Origin of the sequence: Novosphingobium malaysiense (genome assembly GCF_000802225.1) — a bacterium.
Taxonomy (GTDB): Bacteria; Pseudomonadota; Alphaproteobacteria; order Sphingomonadales; family Sphingomonadaceae; genus Novosphingobium; species Novosphingobium malaysiense.
On the sequence record NZ_JTDI01000005.1, the window covers coordinates 390,166 to 408,441 of the forward strand.

Annotated in this window: 11 protein-coding genes; 6 read left to right on the forward strand and 5 right to left on the reverse strand. The window is 58.3% G+C overall.

Features of this window, described 5'->3' with window-relative positions:
* Nucleotides 1-507: 507 nt before the first annotated feature.
* The 3 genes from LK12_RS17510 to LK12_RS23950 all read right to left on the reverse strand — a co-directional run bounded on the left by LK12_RS17510 (nt 508) and on the right by LK12_RS23950 (nt 5,036).
* Nucleotides 508-1,974, reverse strand: coding sequence for an SMP-30/gluconolactonase/LRE family protein (locus LK12_RS17510; RefSeq protein ID WP_039286662.1), 1,467 nt, complete (start codon nt 1,972-1,974; stop codon nt 508-510).
* Between the two features lie 75 nt (nt 1,975-2,049).
* Entirely contained in the window at nt 2,050-4,374 is a 2,325-nt protein-coding gene (locus LK12_RS17515) for an arylsulfatase (protein WP_039286663.1), read from the reverse strand.
* Complete coding sequence (locus LK12_RS23950) at nt 4,371-5,036, reverse strand: TetR/AcrR family transcriptional regulator (RefSeq protein ID WP_052223544.1); 666 nt, start codon at nt 5,034-5,036, stop codon at nt 4,371-4,373. Before LK12_RS23950 ends, LK12_RS17515 begins: the two co-directional genes overlap by 4 nt.
* A 632-nt stretch (nt 5,037-5,668) precedes the next feature.
* On the opposite strand from LK12_RS23950, the gene LK12_RS17525 reads away from it, so the two are divergent.
* On the forward strand, nt 5,669-8,041 hold the full coding sequence (locus tag LK12_RS17525) for a TonB-dependent receptor (RefSeq protein WP_197063577.1): 2,373 nt from the start codon (nt 5,669-5,671) through the stop codon (nt 8,039-8,041).
* A gap of 295 nt (nt 8,042-8,336) precedes the next feature.
* The gene (locus tag LK12_RS17530; RefSeq protein WP_039286668.1) at nt 8,337-9,746 is read left to right on the forward strand and encodes an alpha/beta hydrolase domain-containing protein; all 1,410 of its coding nucleotides are present in this window, start codon (nt 8,337-8,339) and stop codon (nt 9,744-9,746) included.
* 171 nt (nt 9,747-9,917) lie between these two features.
* On the opposite strand, the gene LK12_RS17535 is transcribed toward LK12_RS17530, so the two are convergent.
* Entirely contained in the window at nt 9,918-11,222 is a 1,305-nt protein-coding gene (locus tag LK12_RS17535) for a malonyl-CoA decarboxylase domain-containing protein (RefSeq protein ID WP_231568403.1), read from the reverse strand.
* A 236-nt stretch (nt 11,223-11,458) separates the two neighbouring features.
* Entirely contained in the window at nt 11,459-12,595 is a 1,137-nt protein-coding gene (locus LK12_RS17540) for a sulfotransferase family protein (RefSeq protein WP_156135538.1), read from the reverse strand.
* A 387-nt stretch (nt 12,596-12,982) separates the two neighbouring features.
* Here LK12_RS17540 and LK12_RS17545 point away from each other — a divergent pair, with 387 nt between their 5' ends.
* The 4 genes from LK12_RS17545 to LK12_RS17560 all read left to right on the forward strand — a co-directional run bounded on the left by LK12_RS17545 (nt 12,983) and on the right by LK12_RS17560 (nt 18,143).
* A complete protein-coding gene (locus tag LK12_RS17545) occupies nt 12,983-14,635 on the forward strand; it encodes an MFS transporter (protein ID WP_039286674.1) in 1,653 nt (550 codons plus the stop codon).
* 257 nt (nt 14,636-14,892) lie between these two features.
* The gene (locus tag LK12_RS17550; protein WP_039286677.1) at nt 14,893-16,533 is read left to right on the forward strand and encodes a GMC family oxidoreductase; all 1,641 of its coding nucleotides are present in this window, start codon (nt 14,893-14,895) and stop codon (nt 16,531-16,533) included.
* Between the two features lie 75 nt (nt 16,534-16,608).
* The gene (locus tag LK12_RS17555; RefSeq protein WP_156135539.1) at nt 16,609-17,265 is read left to right on the forward strand and encodes a hypothetical protein; all 657 of its coding nucleotides are present in this window, start codon (nt 16,609-16,611) and stop codon (nt 17,263-17,265) included.
* Between the two features lie 53 nt (nt 17,266-17,318).
* Nucleotides 17,319-18,143, forward strand: a complete 825-nt coding sequence (locus tag LK12_RS17560; protein ID WP_197063578.1) for an MBL fold metallo-hydrolase — start codon at nt 17,319-17,321, stop codon at nt 18,141-18,143.
* The last annotated feature ends 133 nt before the right edge of the window (nt 18,144-18,276 follow it).

The following is an 18,276-nucleotide window of genomic DNA, read 5'->3' on the forward strand; positions in this document are numbered from 1 at the left end:
ACCGCGTATTCGACGGATGCAACTCACTGTAAATCAGGCTGGATCGATTGGTTCGCTGTGATCGGTTCCCACAGAGTGGTCCGGGTTGATTTTCAGTGCATTGTCGTCTTGAGCTGCTCCTTGCTCCTGGACCACACGACGGAGCCGATCCAGTGTTCAGAGGTAAGGGAGGGCCATGTGCCGCTGACACGGAGAGCAACGCTACCGGCGCGATCTGCCCCTCATCCTAGGCCATTCTGAGTTCGAAAATTCCCGTTACGATTGGCGGGCGGGGACACGGAGTGACCGATGAAGAACACGAGGTTCTGGTAGGCGCCAATCGCGTTAATTATGAAGCAGGCTGAGGATGTCACATTGAACGGCGAGGTGTGCTGCACCGACATTCATCATCAGCTTGCGGCTGCGCTCAATGACGGCCGGCAGGTCATACCAAATAGTCTCGGCGAGAGTTTAGCTCAGCGCTTGAGGTTCTTCGGTTTTGGCCATTGGTATGCCGGCCTGTGCCATTCATTTGGCGTCCTTTGCCGAGACGACCCCACCGTACATACCTGAGGTGAGCAACCCGTTCGGGCTTATCGAGAGCGTAAGCAAGGCGTTGTCCCAGTCCAGTCCCTTGCCGAGATATTTGCGCCAGGCCACGTCGCCGGTCCGGAAGTCGATAGCCGTCAGATACCAGTCGTCTGCGGTACCCTTCAGGAGTTCGTGGACGTAGATCATGCCGTTCCCGGTCGACAGTTTCGCTCCCGTCCCGGCGCGGACTTCGTAGTTCTCCCATACCGTGTCGCACCCGGAAAGGTCCTTGCGCACGTCTATGCGCACGAATCCGGGTTCGCCTTCCGACGAATCCCCGCCCATCGTCATGCCCTTGTTGTTCTCGACCACGAGTGAATGGTCGTATCCGATGAACGAGTTTTCCAGCACTGCGCGGCCGGGCTTGAAAAGCGGAACCTTGCAGACGAGGCGGTCCTTGTCTGGCACGTCGTCGATCCGGTAGACGACCGCATTGGGCCGCGGGTCGGCGGTGTCACCAAAAGCGATCAGCTTGTTACCGAAGATGGTGGGCGTGGTGCCCGAGCCCTTGTCGAGTTCACCGGTGTCGTCGGTACCAAGTTGGCCGGCACCTGGACCGGCGTCGCCCGTTCCGGTCTCGTAAGCGAACTTCATGAATGTCTTCGGCCCGCTCGCTTCTGCGCGCATCCCGTAGAGGTAGGTGTCGGTGACGAAATAGACGCCGTCGGGATCGGCGGCGATGCCGTTGGCGATATTTTCCCCTTCGAGTCGCACGAAGTGCACCTTGCCGGCCGGAGTGACGTAGCCCACGGTTGCAGGCTGCATGATGACGAACCACCAGTTATCCTGCCAGTCCGCCACGATGTCGAGCGGGATGGACCACGGTACGCGCTTCGCAGCGGGCACGGCTGCGCCGATGTCGAAGTTCCTGACCAGACGCCACTTCGGCGCGCCGCTGCTCTCGTCGATTTCGTACTTGCGGATCGAGAGATCTCCAGCCGGAAGGACCACGCGGCCCTTTTCGTCGAGCTTGAAGTAATAGCCGGCCATGGGCGGCAACTGCTGTTCTGCTAGCACATCGAGGGTGGCTGGATCGAGCAGCAACAGCTTGCCGGGATTGTGCGTGCCGACGCACAGCGTAATGACACGTCCCTTGGAATCGAAGTGCTGTGTCGAGCAGAACGCTGGCACCTGCTTCGACCGGTATGCGTGTATTGTGGTGTCCTTGCTCAGCGGACCCGCTGCCGGGATGACTGCGCTGTTATAGCTGTCGGCATGCGCGCCGGCATAGCCATCGTTGTTCTGGAAGGGATGCTTGGGCATGGGCAGCGGTGGCAGCGGGTCTGCCTTTGCCATGGCTTGCGTCGCCGGAAGGGCGCCGGGATCGCTTGCGCTGGCTGGTCCGGCGATTGCCAGAGAAATGGCCGCAGCGGTGGCGACTGGCACGAGTTTGTGAGCCAGCATGTTAATTGTCCCCTTGTCTTGCCAACGAATTTTCATCAGCGCAGCGCGGCGACATTGGCCGCCGCCAGTCGATGATCAGTCGAAGCGAATTGAAAGATGCGCGATGTCGCCCTGGAGGGCGCCCTGTGGAGTGGCGTAATCCGTCACCGGAACACCGAGATCGCGCCCGGTGTCCAATGTTTCCCCGTTACCGGAGGGGACGAGAATGCTTCCCGGCAGGGCGCCGCGCGCTACTTCCCTGCCATCCGCGCTCAGGATGACTTCGGCTGGCTTCATTGGTGCCGGTACCGCGAAGCGCAATGTCAGCGTGGATGCGCCCTGGGGCAGCAGCTGATCAGACCGGATTGTCGCCATCTCGGCCGGATCGGTCGAGCGTGCCCAGGTGAAGACCGGGTGCCCGTGGTCAAGATAGAGGCTCCAGCCCCCGAAGCGGCTGCCAATGGCCATGACCACGCCGGAAGAGGTTCCGCTGTCGAGACGCAGGTCGGCATCAAGCCTGAAGGAGCGTCCGATGGGAATCGGGCCGTGAGTGGCCGGCAGGCTGATGTCCTTGCCCCAGAAGTCGTAGTTCTTGCGGCCGGGGCCGGCGGGCGGCCCGCCGAGCGTGCGTGCCATAGCAAACCGGTGATCGAGCGGGAAAACGTTGTTGCGCTCAGCCTCGCGCCGCCAGATGGCCCGCATCTCTTTCAGCCGGGCGGGCTCCTTCTTAGAAAGGTCGGTCGCTTGCGAATAGTCCTTTGACAGGTCGTACAGCGTCCATTCGATGGGAGGTCGCGGTCCGGCGGACGGCATGTCCTCCCATGACGGGCGGCCGTCCTCCCCGCTCAGGAACCACCCGTCCTTGTAAAGCCCGACCTTCCCGCCGATCTCGAAATACTGCGTGCGGGGATGATCGGGGTCGCAAGCCGTCAGGCTGGCAAGCAGGCTCTGGCCATCCATGGGCTTCTGGTGGACACCGTAGACGGTGTCGGGTGCAGGAAGCCTGGCGGCATCCAGCACGGTGGGCGCGATGTCCACGAGATGGCCGAACTGCGCGCAGATGCCGCCCGGATGGGCGACATGGCCATGCCAGGACATGATCATCCCGTTACGGATGCCGCCCAGCATCGACGCATACTGCTTCACCCAGCGCAATGGTGTGTTCATGGCCCAGGCCCAGCCGACGGGATAGCTTTCGTAGGTCATTGACCCACCCAGCTTGTCCGTATTGGCGAGCATCCATTGCTCGTTCTCGTCATGACCCAGGATCGATCGCAATTCGTTTATGGTGCCCTTGGGGCCAGCCTCGCCGCTGGCGCCGTTATCGCCCTGGACGACCACGAACAATGTGTTGTTGGACTGTCCCATGCGGTGAAGTTCGTCCATCACCCGGCCCAGCTGCTCATCCTGGTATACCAGCTGCGCCGCCGCGACTTCCATCGTTCTTGCCGCGAACGCCTTCTGGGCTGGTGTTAGTGAGGTCCAGGCCGGGATTTCCGCCGGACGCGAAGTCAGGCGTGTCCCCTTGGGAATGATGCCCTCCGCCAGCTGGCGGTGCCAGGTCTCCTTTCGCAATTTGTCCCAGCCCTGATCGAACTTGCCCTTGAAGCGCGCTATGTATTCCGGCGGAGCCTGGTGCGGCGCATGGGTTGAGCCAGGCGCGAAATAGACGAGGAAGGGCTTTTCAGGAGCCGCCGCCTTCTGGTTGTGTACCCAGCGGATGATGTCGTCCGCCAACCGGCCGTCGAGCAGGCTGGTGTGGGTTGTATCATCTTCCACGCGATTGGTGCCGCGATAGAGGATGGGTGAATACTGATCGCTGTCACCGGCCGGGAATCCATAGAAATACTCAAATCCCAAACCGGTTGGCCAGGCATCAAACGGCCCTGCCTCGCTGCGCTCGTTTCCGGGGGCATTGTGGTGCTTGCCGAACATCGCGGTGTTGTAGCCGTTGAGCCGCAGCACCTGCGCGATAGTGGCGGTTTCGGGAAGAATGCGGCCACCGTATCCTGGATAATTGACTGATCCGTCGCTCAGGTAGCCGACGCCGCTAGCGTGATGATTCCTTCCTGTCAGGAGCGCGGCTCGGCTTGGCGAGCATATTCCAGTCGTATGGAAACGATTGTAGCGTTCACCGGCAGCAGCCAGCCGGTCCATGTTCGGCGTCGGCACCGGGCCGCCGAAGGTGCTGGACATGGCAAAGCCGACGTCGTCTGCCATCATGAGGAAGATGTTTGGCGCGCCAGCAGGTGCCTCGACGGGGCTGGGCGTCGACGGGCGTGAGTCGACGATGTTCTCTGCAATTTTGCCGTCGAAGGGTGGGCGTGGCACTGGCAATGTCGTTCTGTTCGCTTCAGCATTGGCCGCGCCCATGGCAAACAGTGCGATCAGCGAAGGGGAAATGGAGAGGTGCTTCTTCATTCCGGGCATCCTAATGAAGTGAATTCAGGCTGAAATGGTGCGGCAAGTGCGGTCGCAGCCATGGCGACAGCATCGTCAAACAGACGTTCGCCCTCACCGGGGTTGGCGGCCTCCCTGTCGATCATGAGCAAGGAGGACGAAAGCAAGGCAGTTACCAATCGTAGCCGCGTATGGAGGAGCGTGAGCCCACCGTCCGGCAAGAAGGCGGCGATGCGCTGTATTAAGCGCTCGGTAGCCGGGAAGTCGTCGGTGAATTTTCCGCGCAACGTGCTAAGTCCAGAGCGTTCCAAGCCGGCCACAAATCGTGCATAGGTGTGCTGACCACGAGCATCGACTTGTTCAAGAAATGGCTGGGCGAGTATCCGGACCAGCAGGGTGAGGTCCATGCAGGTTCCCGCAAGATCCGCTTCGTCCAGAAGTTGGCCCCTCCGCCGATCGATTTCAGGCAGGCGATGGCGGTAGACGGCCTCGATCAGGCTCTCCTTGTCGCCAAAATGATAGGCAACGACATTGGTGTTGAGTGACCCGATGGCTGCCCCGATCTGGCGTGTAGAAACGCCATCCACGCCGGCCTCGGCGAATAGAGATTCTGCCGCTTCGATCAACGCGGAACGCGTGGCCTCACGCCGGGGGTCGCGCCGGGAACGCTGCTTGCTTGACATGGCCTTCGATATCCTTCCCGCATTAAATAAGGCAAATGCGTTATTTAATGTCAAGTTAAAAAATGCGGTCGGTCACGGCATCGCAGCATGGCTGTGCGTCCGAGCCGGTCTGCCTTGCCCGGATGAGTGAGGTAATTGGGCTTACCGCTCGGGCTTTTGGTGTTTCCGGCGACCCAGGGCATTTCAACCAGTTCGAATTGTTGCGCTGTTGCCTCGCCCTGTCGCTAAATTCTCAACATCCACGGGAAAAATGGAAACGCCAGTCTGCCGGCCGTGCGGCGGCGAAAGGCTCTAATGGAGGGCACCTGATTGCCTTGTCCTTCGAGGCTGCGCTGGCGCTTGCAGGGCTCGTGTCGAGGTGGCCGGGCAATTGCGCACCCGTTATCGCAGTGGCCTGGTAAGATCGGGGGCGGGCGGTTTTCGCCACCCCGGGCAAGATTGCCGGGCTCGTTGCCTCTGGAATCCTGGTCTGGGTACGCTTCACCAAAAAAACCTTGCGACGCGATACAAAGAGGATTGATTTCGCTCGCACATAAATATAATTTGAATTCAAATTAACATGAATTACGATGCCCGCGTTTGGTGCGAGGGGCTGTTGCCACTTGTCATGGCTGGCTGATCAGGAGAGGGAAGTGACTAAATTCACAATGATGGTTTCGCTTCGTCAGCGTCGTGCTGCGTTGCTTGGATGCAGTACGTTGGCGTTTTTGGCTTTTGATGGAACGGCGCTGGCTCAGGATGCGGGTTCCCAACCGCAGGGAATTCAGGAGATCATTGTCACGGCGCAAAAGCGTCAGCAGAGCGTTCAGGATATCCCTGTCGCCGTTACAGCCCTTACCTCGGAAGCGCTGACGACGAATCGTATCACAAGCGTTCTGGATCTCAGTGCGCAGGCTCCGAACCTGACCATTCGCCCAGCCGCCGGCGGTATTGACGTGCCCAGCTATACCATGCGCGGTTCGGTGACCTACGGGTCGGTGTCGGGTCAGGACAAGACGATCGCGGTATATCTGGATGGCGTCTACATGGGTGGGGCCTACGGTTCGGCCTTCGATCTTCCCGATCTCGCCCGCGTCGAAGTTCTGCGTGGTCCGCAAGGTACCCTGTTCGGCCGAAACTCGACGGCTGGTGCCATCAGCATTGTGACCCGCGATCCTTCCGGTGAACTGGGCGGACGTCAGCAGATCACGTTTGGGAATTATGACCAAATGCGCACTTCGACGCGTGTCGAACTGCCCCAAATCGGACCGTTCAGCGCATCGATCAGCTACACCCATAGTGAACGTCATGGCGATGTGAAGAACCTCAGTCCGCTGGTGCATTGGGACTACTCGGCAGCGGCGCCCGGCTCACTGATCCACGAAATCAACACGAACACCGTCAAGCGGTTCGGCGACAGGAACAGCGACTCGGTGTTCGCCGCGCTGAAATTCGAGCCGGGCAATGGTGACTTCAAGGCCGTCTACAAGTTTGACTGGAACCAGAACCACTTCACGCCTGAGGCGAACCAGCTCGTTGGATACGATCCTGCGGTTCTCAATTACCTCAGTCCCGGTTTCGGCGACCTTATCTCGACGCTGCAACTTTTCGATCCGCCGGTGGAGGCCGGGCAGTCGGGTCCGTCCACCGCCAAGAATATCCTGACCGTCCCCGGGCTTTCGCGTAACTGGGGGCACAATCTCACCATGACGTACCAGATCAATGATCGTCTTTCGGTGAAGAATGTATTCGGTTATCGAAAGAGTGAACTTATCGCGGTGTCGTCGATCGGTGGTTACGATACTATTGTTCCAGATTTATTTGGACCGCTGGCCGGATCCGTGTTCACGAACGACACCTCTATTTCTGAATCCCATGCGCGGCAGTGGAGTGACGAAATTCAATTCAACTATACCTCCAACCTCCTGACGCTGACTGCTGGCGGGATATATTTCGACATTCGTACTTCCAACGGTTCTCCCGAAAATCTCGTGAGCTATGGAGCTCTGTTCACAAATTTCCTGTTCGGCGGCGTGATCCCCAGTGGTCAGCAGAATGTCAGCTATTACCATGGGAAGTCTTACGCAGCCTATGTGCAAGCAGAAATCCACGCTACACCTCAGCTCGACATAGTGGGCGGTGCGCGCATAACACGCGACGAGAAATCGAACACAAGTTACAACTGGTCTACTACCAGCAATGCGCAGTTCGTTTATCCATCAACTTACAAGGATACCCGGCCTTCATTTTCTCTCGGTGTGAATTACAGCCCAACTCAGGAGCTTCTGCTATATGGGAAGTATTCGACTGGATACGTGTCGGGGGGCTCGGTTTCTGGCTTTTCATACCAGCCGGAGACAGCAAAATCGTGGGAAGCTGGCATAAAATCTGAATGGTTTGGCCGCAGGCTTCAGGCCAACCTTGCGCTTTTCGATGTTACATACAAGAATTTGCAGGCAGTTGCAGGCGGGGCGAACCTGCCTACACCCAACTACGATGTCGGAACTCTCATTCTTCGAGAGGGAGACCTTACTGCCAAGGGCTTCGAGTTGGAACTGACGGCTCTTCCAGTTGAGGGTCTGACTTTGAGAGGTGCGACGGGATACACGGATTCGACCATTAAGAATATCAACCCCCTGGTACGCACGACATATGAAACAACGCTCAGGCCGGATTGGACGGTCAACTTGTCGGCGCAGTATGATACGCCTCCCGTGTTTGGAAATTCGTACCTTATGTTCCACGTAGATGGGAACTACCGTTCAAAAATCACCAACCTCCAGGGAACTCCTTCCGCCGCTGGCGGAAATGCGGTCAAGTATTCTGATGCAGTTTGGATGCTAAACGGGCGTATTGCACTTCGGGACCTCGACATCGGTGGTGCCAACGGTGAGATCGCGCTTTGGGGGCGAAACCTTACTAACGAGAGGGTTCCCGCATTCCCGGTCGATTTCCGAGTCGGCATTGTCACGTCGACGTATACTCCCGCGAGAACCTATGGTGTTGATTTGACGATTGATTTCTGAGGTCTTTCTGGACTGCGGACCTGGTCTCTCTCTCTCTCTCAGGCCCGTGATGGGGATCAGGCTGGCTGCGCTGGCTTGATCCCCCTCTTTTTCCGGCGGCTTGCTGCGCTCCTTTTCGAACACAGGTTTCAAATGGACAATCGCACCAAAGTTGGCTGCCGCTGCCAAAAAGGTTGAGCCGATGTAGCTTGCTACGCGCGTTATTTTGAAAATTTGGATCACGCTGAGGCATTGCGTCTTTGTGCGAAACAAACTGCACGTGTCTGGCGCCGCAAGATTGGGAGTTTGTGAACCGATGATCCCGTTTTCGACAGTGTCGCCGATCTCCGGAAGACCGGACTTCCTGTTCGGTGCGTATGAAGCCGACACCGTCGGCTATACAATGCAGGAATACTTCGTTTCGGGAGAGGCAACGTCTTACGTTCTGCCGCAACGACACTTGCCCACCGACGGACGATGGGACGCCGTAGCCTTTGAAAACGCGTCGTTTACAACAAGGGTGGTCGTCCTTGCGCCCGAAGACATCGAGCGGTTCAACGGTACCGTAATTGTCGAATGGCTCAACGTGACAGGCGGTACGGATTCTCCCGCCTTTTGGCTGATGGCGCACCGAGAAATAATGAGAGCAGGTTACGCCTATATGGCCGTCTCGGCGCAGGAGGCTGGCGTTGAAGGTGGCGGCGGCATTATGGGGCCGGATAATTCACTCAAGAGTACGAATCCGGGACGTTACAGCGACCTTGCTCATCCAGGTGATGCTTACGCTTTTGATATCTTTTCACAGGCAGGACGTCTGGCATTGTTGTCGGGGCCGAACGGGCTTCTGGGCAGGCTCAAGGCGAAACATGTCATTGGTGTGGGCGAATCACAGTCGGCAGCGTTCCTTTCCACCTATATCAACGCTGTTGATCCCTTGGCGAAAGTTTATGACGGGTTTCTCGTTCATTCCAGATTTGGCGCCGTGGCCAGTATCCACGGCGAAATGGATCTTGCCCAAGACGAAACGTCGGCGAACGCGATCCAATTCCGTCCTGATTTGCGGGTGCCCGTCATGAACTACATCACGGAAGGAGATCTTCTCGGGTTTCCCGGCGTAATGGGCTATTTTGCCGCGAGACAGCCCGACAGTGAAATGCTGCGGACCTGGGAAGTGGCCGGAGCTTCGCATGCAGACAATTACACGATCGCGGTGTCCTTTCTGGATAGTGGCAAGGCTTCTATCGATCAGCTCGCGGCTGCATACGCGCCGATGTCTAGCATTATGGGCTTGCCGGTTGAGTCACCGATCAATTTTGGGCCCCAGCATCATTACACGGTTCAAGCAGCGCTTTCTGCACTCAGCAACTGGGTTTCCGAAGGAGTGCCCCCCTCCAGTGCGCCCCGGATTAAACTGGAGAAATCCGAAGCGAAGTTGTCGGTCGATGCAAATGGCATCGCGGAAGGCGGCGTTCGTACGCCGTGGATCGATGTGCCGACCGCTCGCCTTGCCGGGGAGGGCAATTCGGGCAGTCTCATGACGGCCATTTTTGGTTCATCTGAAATGTTTTCAAATGAACACCTGCGGTGCCTCTATCCGATGGGTAAACCCCAATATCTGCGGTCTTTTGAAACCAGCCTCGATTCGTCGATTGCGTGTGGCCATATATTGGCGGCTGATCGTGAAGAGATTTTGGAATTGGCTGAACTGATGTATTCTCAGGAATAGAGTATGTGCTGGCCAATGCCACGACAGGGTATGCGAAATGTTATCCTGCAACATTCATCGTGCGGCATTTCAATGACTTGAGGGCCATATTGGCAAACTTGCTCCGGGAGGCCACAGGGGGCACTAGACCCCGGGGGGCGGGAGGCCCCTATGAAATCGGGCTGGTTGTATTCAGGCGGGCAAGATTGCCGATGCAGCAAGGTCCTTTACCGTCTTTGACGCCATGACTTGCTTGAGTTCAGAGAGGGCGAACAGGTTCGCTTCGATCTTGTCCAGGTCGTACAGGTAATTCACCATGACGCCGTGCGACTGCCGCAGGCCGTTCTCCGAGAGGTCGGCACTGGTATTGATGGCCTCCAGCCTGGCACCGTTTCCAAGGTGAAAGCGGCCCACAGGGTCGAGGACCATGCCTTTGGGATTTCGAGCCGTTGTGAGGTAATGGGCTGCAAGCTTGGCCAATTCACTTTCAGAGGGAATGACGGCGCCCTTGCCGGTCATGCTTTCAAGCCAACGCGCGAAACCTGGAACCGGCGACAAAGTTGCAAAGCGCTTGAGTTGAGGAAGTTCCGCACGCAGCAATTCCACGACGCGCTTTATAAGATAATTACCAAATGGAATGCCGCGAAGGCCATCCTGACAGTTGGAAATCGAATAAAAGATAGCGCATTCGGCTTCGTGAGGCCATAAAATTTCTCGCTCGCTGGCAGTCACCGTATCGATTGATCGGGGTATTTCTCTGGTTAGAGCGACTTCGACGAAGATTAACGGGTCATTCTTCATCTGCGGATGAAAAAAGCCATAACAGCGCCGGTCTGCAGGCTGGACGCGGCGGCGCAATTCATCCCAGCCGTGGATCGCATGGACTGCCTCGTAGCGAATAATTCGTTCGAGAAGTTCGCCTGGGGAATCCCAGCGTATAGCCCTTAATTCGAGCAGTCCGACATTGAACCAGGCAGTGAATGCATCTTCAAAGGCATCGTCGAGTGCCCGCATCCCGGGGGTAGGCCCCTTGGCGGCGAGTACATCCTCACGCATCCTGAGCAGTCTGCTGGTGCCCGAGGGGCCGAGGTTCATGCGCCGGATGAGGCGGGAAAGTGGGGATTCGATGGCTTCCTCAAGGGCAATGGCATCGACTTCACACCGGCTGGCCTGCCATTTGGCAAAGGCTGCCTCTATGGCCTTGCTGTCCCGTTCGAAATGTTGCGGCAATTGCTCGAGGAAGGCTTGGCGCGCGTCCTTCGGGGTGGCATCATACAGATCGAGCAGTGCCGATGCGAGTGCTGGGCCCGAGGCCTCACCCCGCAGCGAAAGCAGCGTCTTGGCAAGGTCGAGCAGGTCGTCCTCGTCTTGCTGGCTCGTTGCTGCGATGCCTAACCGTGCGAGCAAGCGCTGCAGGCGTGCACGCATGGTCTTTTCGAGTGATTTTACAGGCTGGGTTTCGCCTGGCGCGGCGGGGCGAGTAATTACAAGGTTCATCCGAAGCCCTTTGAACTGACCGCCCGAGGATAGCACTGCTTCGCCAAAAAATTAAAACGAAAATAAAATAAAATTTCATGCGCGCGAGTCGGGGCTTCGCGCGCCAGTCTGTTGGGGGCGAGGCATGTGCCGTGCGCAATTTCCAGGCGGGCACTGGACGCAGGCCGATGAGCTTTCAGCAACGAGGGTGAAGAAGACACCAAGGGATATGCAGCGGCATGAGGCCCCCGTTGTTTTCAGCACTCGAGTTCGATGCCGAAATGATCCGTATAGAAGCGGAACATTTCGCGCACCTCTTCAATGGTCAGCCCCATTTCGCGGATGTCGTAGAGGTGCTGCCCGTGCTGGCCCTTACGGTTGCCGGCAATGTGCGCCTTCATTGCATCGCACGCTTCTTGCGTAAATTCGATGTCGAATTTCTGATAGATTTTAGCGACTTGATCCAATGGGTTTCGTTCCAGATCCTTGTAGCTAATATCGGTAAAATGTCTTTCGGCAGCGGGATTCTTGCGGCGCTCTATCATCTTTCTGAGCATTCCGGCGGTCCCATGCAACATCGCCAGTGCCATTTCGCGGGGCAGTTCAGGGGGCGGGTTTCCGAACTGGGCGCGATGAGCCATCAGCATGCTCTTTGACGATGCGAAGGCTTTGACCGGGTCCCGGTGATTGACCACGACACAGGCATCGGGAAATTCACCGAACAGGTAGTCAAGCATACCGAGGTGGGGCGGGCCTTTGACGACCCACTGGCTCCTTTTCTGGCCAAACTGTATTGCCTGCATGACCTTTCGCTGGATGCGATAGGCAGGCGCGCGGTCGGCGGTTTCGAGCCACCTGCCGAAAGAGGGAACGTTGAGAAAGAAGGGGAGCGTTACACCGCGGAACGACATTTCCTGGATGAAGGTGTCCTCGGACGCGTTCGTGGCGGTGTAGTCGTGCGTTCGGCGCACATCAGGATCCTGCCATCCTTCCTGCTCGATGCAGCGCTCGGCTGCGGCGATCTGAGGGGCATGATCGACGTCTGCCAGACCTGGGGGCGGGGACGGCATCCACACTTGCCAGTGCAGCGGGGCAAGATTGCGAGGATCGCAAGCAAGCAGGGCATTGAGGTAGGAGGTGCCTGATCGGGCTTGTCCGGTTACGATGATCGGCCTTTCGATGGCCTCATGTTCGATGGCGGGATATTTCTTGCGGTCGTCGATCAGGCGGAGCCGTGCGACCAGCGTCTTCATGACATGACTGCGGATGCGCTTCAGTCCTTCAGGCGCAAGCTCGGCTTCGCTGTTCAGCGACAACGCAAACCGTGTGAATGCCTCCTCAAAGCCGTCGTCCCCCCAATCGGACGCTTCTGCTATCCGCTGTGCCTGTGCCATGAATGGCACCTGGTCAATATTGGGCCGCAAATCGACTGGCACTACGCTCTCCGTGTATTTTGTTCCTTGCTGCAGAGAGCGGCGAGCCGCTCTCGGTCATGCATATGCCGTGCGCATTTTGGGTTTGGTGTGTCGAATAAATTTAAATAGAATTCAATTGATATTTCTTGTCTGGCAGGCGTGAGGCAATCCCGGCTAGAGCCTGTTGAGGGCGGTGGCTCGACGGAGCGAAGCAGCCGCCAGGACCGTTTAAACGTTTGTGCCGACCCCACCAGCGCGAGCGGAATCCACGCAATCCGCTTGACTGGCAGGTTTCAGTCGTGATTATTGAAATGAAATTCAAATTCAGAAATATCGAATGACCAGCAATTCACGATATGTGCGTCCATGAGTGCGCGGGTTAGACTTTCCGATCCTCTCCGGCGGAGTCCGGCGTTTCGCAGTCTTTGGGCTGCTGGCCTCTTGGCCAATCTCGGGCAGTTGATCCAGAACGTAGGCGCGGCGTGGGAAATGACGCGTCTCACGGATTCGATCGAGATGGTGGCTCTCGTCCAGAGCGCGGGCATGCTTCCCATGATGCTGTTGACGCTCCCGTCCGGAGCCTTGGCGGACATGGTGGACAAGCGAAAAGTGGCGCTTTTCGGTCTCTCATTTGCCTGTCTTTGCGCCGCATCGCTTACGATTGCGATCATCGCCGGGGTTGGCAGCCCGGCGCTGCTCCTTGGTTCTTGCGTTTTGATCGGAACAGGTGTTGCCCTGTATGCGCCGGCGATGCAGTCGTCGGTGCCAGAGCAGGTTGAGTCCGCGCACCTTCCCTCAGCGATTGCGCTCAACTCGATCAGTTACAACATTGCACGCAGTCTAGGGCCTGCGCTGGGCGGTCTCCTCCTCGCGGCATTTGGAGCCGCTGCGGCGTTCGGCAGCAATGCCCTGCTTTACCTACCGATGATCCTTGCTGCTGTTCTCTGGAAGCGGCCAGTCAAGCCCTCGCGGTTGCCGCCGGAGACAATGTGGCGGGCTGTGATTTCCGGCATGCGGTACGCGCTCCATTCACCCCCCATCCGTTCTTCCCTCGTCAGGACCTTTTGCGCCGGGTGTGCCGGTTCTTCGGTCATGGCCCTGCTGCCGTTGGTGGCCAAGGATCTGCTGGGCGGTGAGTCCTTCATCTATGGTCTCTTGCTGGGCTCGTATGGCGTGGGCGCGATCATAGGCGCATTCTTTGTCGAGCGGGTGCGCTCCGGCCAGTCTACCGAGACCGCGATACGCGGTCTGCTCGCGGCAGCCGGCGTCGCGGTGGTCGTGCTGGCAACTTCGCGGCTGCTGTTCCTGAGCTGTTGCGCGCTCGCTGCGTTCGGTGCCGCTTGGATGCTGACCAATTCGTTGAGCAGTGTCTGCATACAACTTTCCGCGCCGCGTTGGGTCGCGGCGCGCGCTGTCAGCACTTACACGTGTTCAGTGACGGCAGGCATGACTCTCGGGGCGGCCTTCTGGGGAAAAGTCGCCAGCCATCTTGGCCTGCGGGAGGCACTGCTTTGTTCGGCATTCGCTATCGGTGTCTGCATTCTTATTGGTCTTGGGCTGCGGATGCCCGATGTCTTCGTGCCTGCGCAGGATAGTCATAGTCCCTCTGACCTTCCCGAAATCGAGTTGGCCGTCACCGAGCGTTCCGGGCCCGTGGTGATCGAAATCGACTACCGGGTGGCCACGGACAACGCGCGCAGCTTCTACAATGCGATGACAGCCGTTCGTTCGGCAAGAATGCGCAGTGGAGCCTTCGGCTGGTCGCTCGCGCGTCATCTTGCAGATCGGGAATTGTGGACAGAGCGATACCACTGCCCGACCTGGGGCGATTATTTGCGGCAACGTAGCCGGCTGACGGAAGAAGATATCGTGGCGCAACAGAAGGTGGAGGGGTTCGTAATCGACGATGTCCCGGGCTTGCGCGTGCGCCGGATGCTTGAGCGTCCGTTGGGCTCGGTCCGGCAGGATGCCGAAACGCCGGACACAATGGACGGCGAAGTCGCGTTGATCACGCCATAAGATGTAAGCGGTATGACCCTTTTCGGATACTATTGCAGCGCCTGTCTGCGTTGCACTTTCGTCAAGTGGGAACATTTTACAGGGATTACGTCACGACTTGCTGATTGAATGCTTGCTGGTTTGTTTAGTTTAAAAAAAAATTAAAGAAATGTGGCGAATGCGGTGCAGGCAAATGCCGGAATGCAGGCTTCGGGCGCCAATGGGCGCAGGCTTGCACGGCGACGACGTCGAACAGGCTACTGGATCGGGAGTTGGGAATGGGTGATGTTCTGGATGCCGACTATGTCGTGGTTGGGGGCGGGTCGGCAGGTTGCGTTCTTGCCAACCGGCTCAGCGAAGACGGCCGTTCGAAGGTGATCCTGCTTGAGGCGGGCGGCGACGACCGGCTTCTGCACAATCCGCAACAGCTGATATCGAACATCATGATCACGGTGCCGATCGGCTATGCCAAGACCATCCAGGACCCCAGCGTCAACTGGATGTACAAGACAGAGCCGGATGCGGGCATCGGCGGCCGGTCAGTGACCTGGTCGAAAGGAAAGGTCCTTGGAGGCTCCTCGTCCATAAACGGGATGCTATATGTGCGCGGTCAGCGCGAGGATTACGACGGATGGCGGGATGCGGGCTGCCCTGGATGGGGATGGGACGATGTGCTTCCCTATTTTCGCAAGTCGCAGAATCAGGAAGCCGGTGAGGATGAACTCAACGGCGTGGGCGGACCCTTGAACGTCTCGGAAAGCACGATGCGGCATCCGGTCGCCGAAGCAGTAGTCGAGGCCTGCCGCGCTGTGGGCCTGCCGGAACGCGACCTCAACGGGCCGGAGCAGGAAGGCGTATCCTGGTTTCAGCTCACGATTCGCAACGGGCGCCGCTGTTCCGCGTCGGTTGCCTATCTGCATCCGGCCATGCACCGGCCCAACCTGATGGTCATCTCAAACGCTCTGGCTTCGCGGATCATGTTCGAAGAAGGCCGGGCAGTAGGGGTGGAATACTGGCAAGGTAACGCTCGCAAGGTCATCAGGGCGAGAGCGGAGATAGTCCTGGCTGCAGGTTCGATCGCATCGCCCCAAATTCTCCAGCTTTCAGGTATCGGGCCCGGCTCCCTTCTTGCCGGTCAGGGCATCGACGTAATCTCCGACCAGCCCGGCATAGGAGAGAATCTACAGGACCATTACGTTGTTGCGCAAAACTACCGTCTGCGTGCCGGGGTGCCGTCGATCAACGAGCTTACGCATGGCGTGCGGCTGTTGGGGCAGGGACTGGAGTATCTCGCTTCGCGGCGCGGGTTATTCGCCATGTCATCCTCTCATGTCGCCGCTTTCTGCAAGTCGAGCCCGGAGTTGGCGACGCCTGACATACAGTTCCACATCCTGCCAGCGACGTCCAAGCGCAGCATGAAGGATAACATGAAGCTTGAGCTTGACCGCGATCCCGGATTGACGATCGCGCCTTGCCAGCTTCGACCGGAATCGCGGGGATGGGTCCGCATCAAGTCACAGGACGTGCGCGATCATCCCGCGATCATGCCCAATTACCTTTCAGCCGAAACCGACCAGAAAGTGGTGGTGGAAGGATTGAAGTGGGGGCGCCGGATCGCAAGCCAGTCCCCGCTAAAAGAGCTTGTCGATTTCGAAATGATGCCTGGCGATGCCATTAATACCGACGATGAACTGTTGGCCCATGCACGCCGCGCCGGAAATACCATCTATCATCCCGTTGGAACATGCGAGATGGGGCAGGGGCCGGACAAACCAGTCGATGCGGAACTGCGGGTTCGCGGGGTGTCCGGGCTCAGGGTGGTAGATGCCAGCATCATGCCTCGCATCGTTTCCGGCAATACCAATGCGCCGACGATCATGATCGCGGAGAAGGCCAGCGACATCATTCGGGCGGGATGATGCCACCATGCCCTGCTTTCGCCGGATTTACTCTTCCGGTGTGCCGGGGTTGGCAAGGAAATGGGAGAACGGAAGGTGGAGAAGGCAATATTCGCGTTCAAGCGACACCCATCGCGTGCGATGGCCGATTTCGAAGACTATTACGTCAACCGGCATGCGGCTCTTGGCCGCACCCTGTTGCGGTGTTCGTCAGGTTACAGGGTGAACATCACCCATGCTGAGAATGGGCCGGATGCCTATACCGAGCAGTGGCTTCACAAGGTGACAGATATTCTCGATCCGCTGACCGCGTATGGTTCGATGGAGGATTTCGAGATGGTCCTTGCCGACGACCGGGATCTGTTCGCAGGTTTCGAACTCTACGTCGTCGAACGCGAAGAGGAGGTCGTTCCGGGGATCGCACCGCCCTTCGTTCAGGGCGCGATGACACCGGGGGGCAAGACGATTTCGGCTTTCGCTGATGCAGTCGCACTCCCGCCAGTCCCGGCGGGAGCACGGAGGGTGATCGACAATCACGTATGCTGCAAGCTCGGGTTCACGGCTGCGGGCTTGATTGAGCGGAAAAGCTCGGAGGTCGCCGTGTTCCGCATGTGCTGGGCCGAGGATGGGGGCAGTATCGAAGGACCCGGTGCTGCCTTGGTCAACGAATACCGCCAGTTGGAAGAGCCAGCGCCGGGATGGCACCGGGTTTGCATCAGGGCTCCTGAATCGGATGCAGGAGCAGGGCAATGACAAGTTTCTTTCGCAGCATCGGTCGGTTCGAGATTGGCAGGATCGAAGAGGTCGTGGAGCCGCTGGCCACGCCGGAACGATGGTTCGGTCCGTTCGATCGTGCTGTGTTCGAGGCAGAATTGGCGCATTGTCCGGCCAATGCCTATGATTGGAAGACCGGCCAGTTGATGGCCAGCATTCACAGTTGGTTGCTTCGAGTCGATGGCAAGGTCATCCTAATCGATACGTGCTGCGGCAATGGCAAGAATCGCCCCGGCTGGCCGGGATTTCATCAGTTGAACTACCCCTACCTCGAGCGCTTGCATGCGGCTGGCGTTTCGCCGGAGGATGTGGACATCGTCCTGTGCACGCATCTGCACGTCGATCACGTCGGCTGGAATACGCGCCAGGAAGGCGGGCGCTGGGTTCCGACATTTCCCAATGCACGTTACTTGGTGGCGCGGCAGGAACTGGAAACGATGCTCGCACGCATTGCACGCCCGGAAACGCACCCCATAGAGCGGATGACCTGGAACGACAGCGTCTTGCCGATCGAGGAGGCCGGTCTCCTGGAGCTGACCGCTTCGTCCTGCGTGGTGCTGCCAGGACTGAGGCTGGAACCGGCGCATGGACATACACCGGGACACGTGGCGATACATCTGGAATCGCGCGGAGAGCGCGCGGTGTTCAGCGGAGATGCCTTGCATTTTCCCGTGCAAGTGCCCCTGTGGCACTGGCCTGCCATTGTCGACAAGGATCCGGCACAGGGCATAGCCACGCGCCGTGAGTTGTTGGAAAACTGTGCTGAAACAGGTGCATGGCTTCTTCCTGCGCATTTCTCCGCCCCGCATGGCGTGAAGATCTCGCGAAGGGATGACAGTTTCGCGATCATATGTTGACTGCGGCTGTCCGGCTAGCATGGAGTACGGTCCGGTTTGCCAAGTGCCCGTCCGCATCCCGGTGCTGGACTGCATAAATTTTATTTGAAATTAAGAAAAAATGATGTCAGGTGCCGATGGGAGGAGCCGTCGG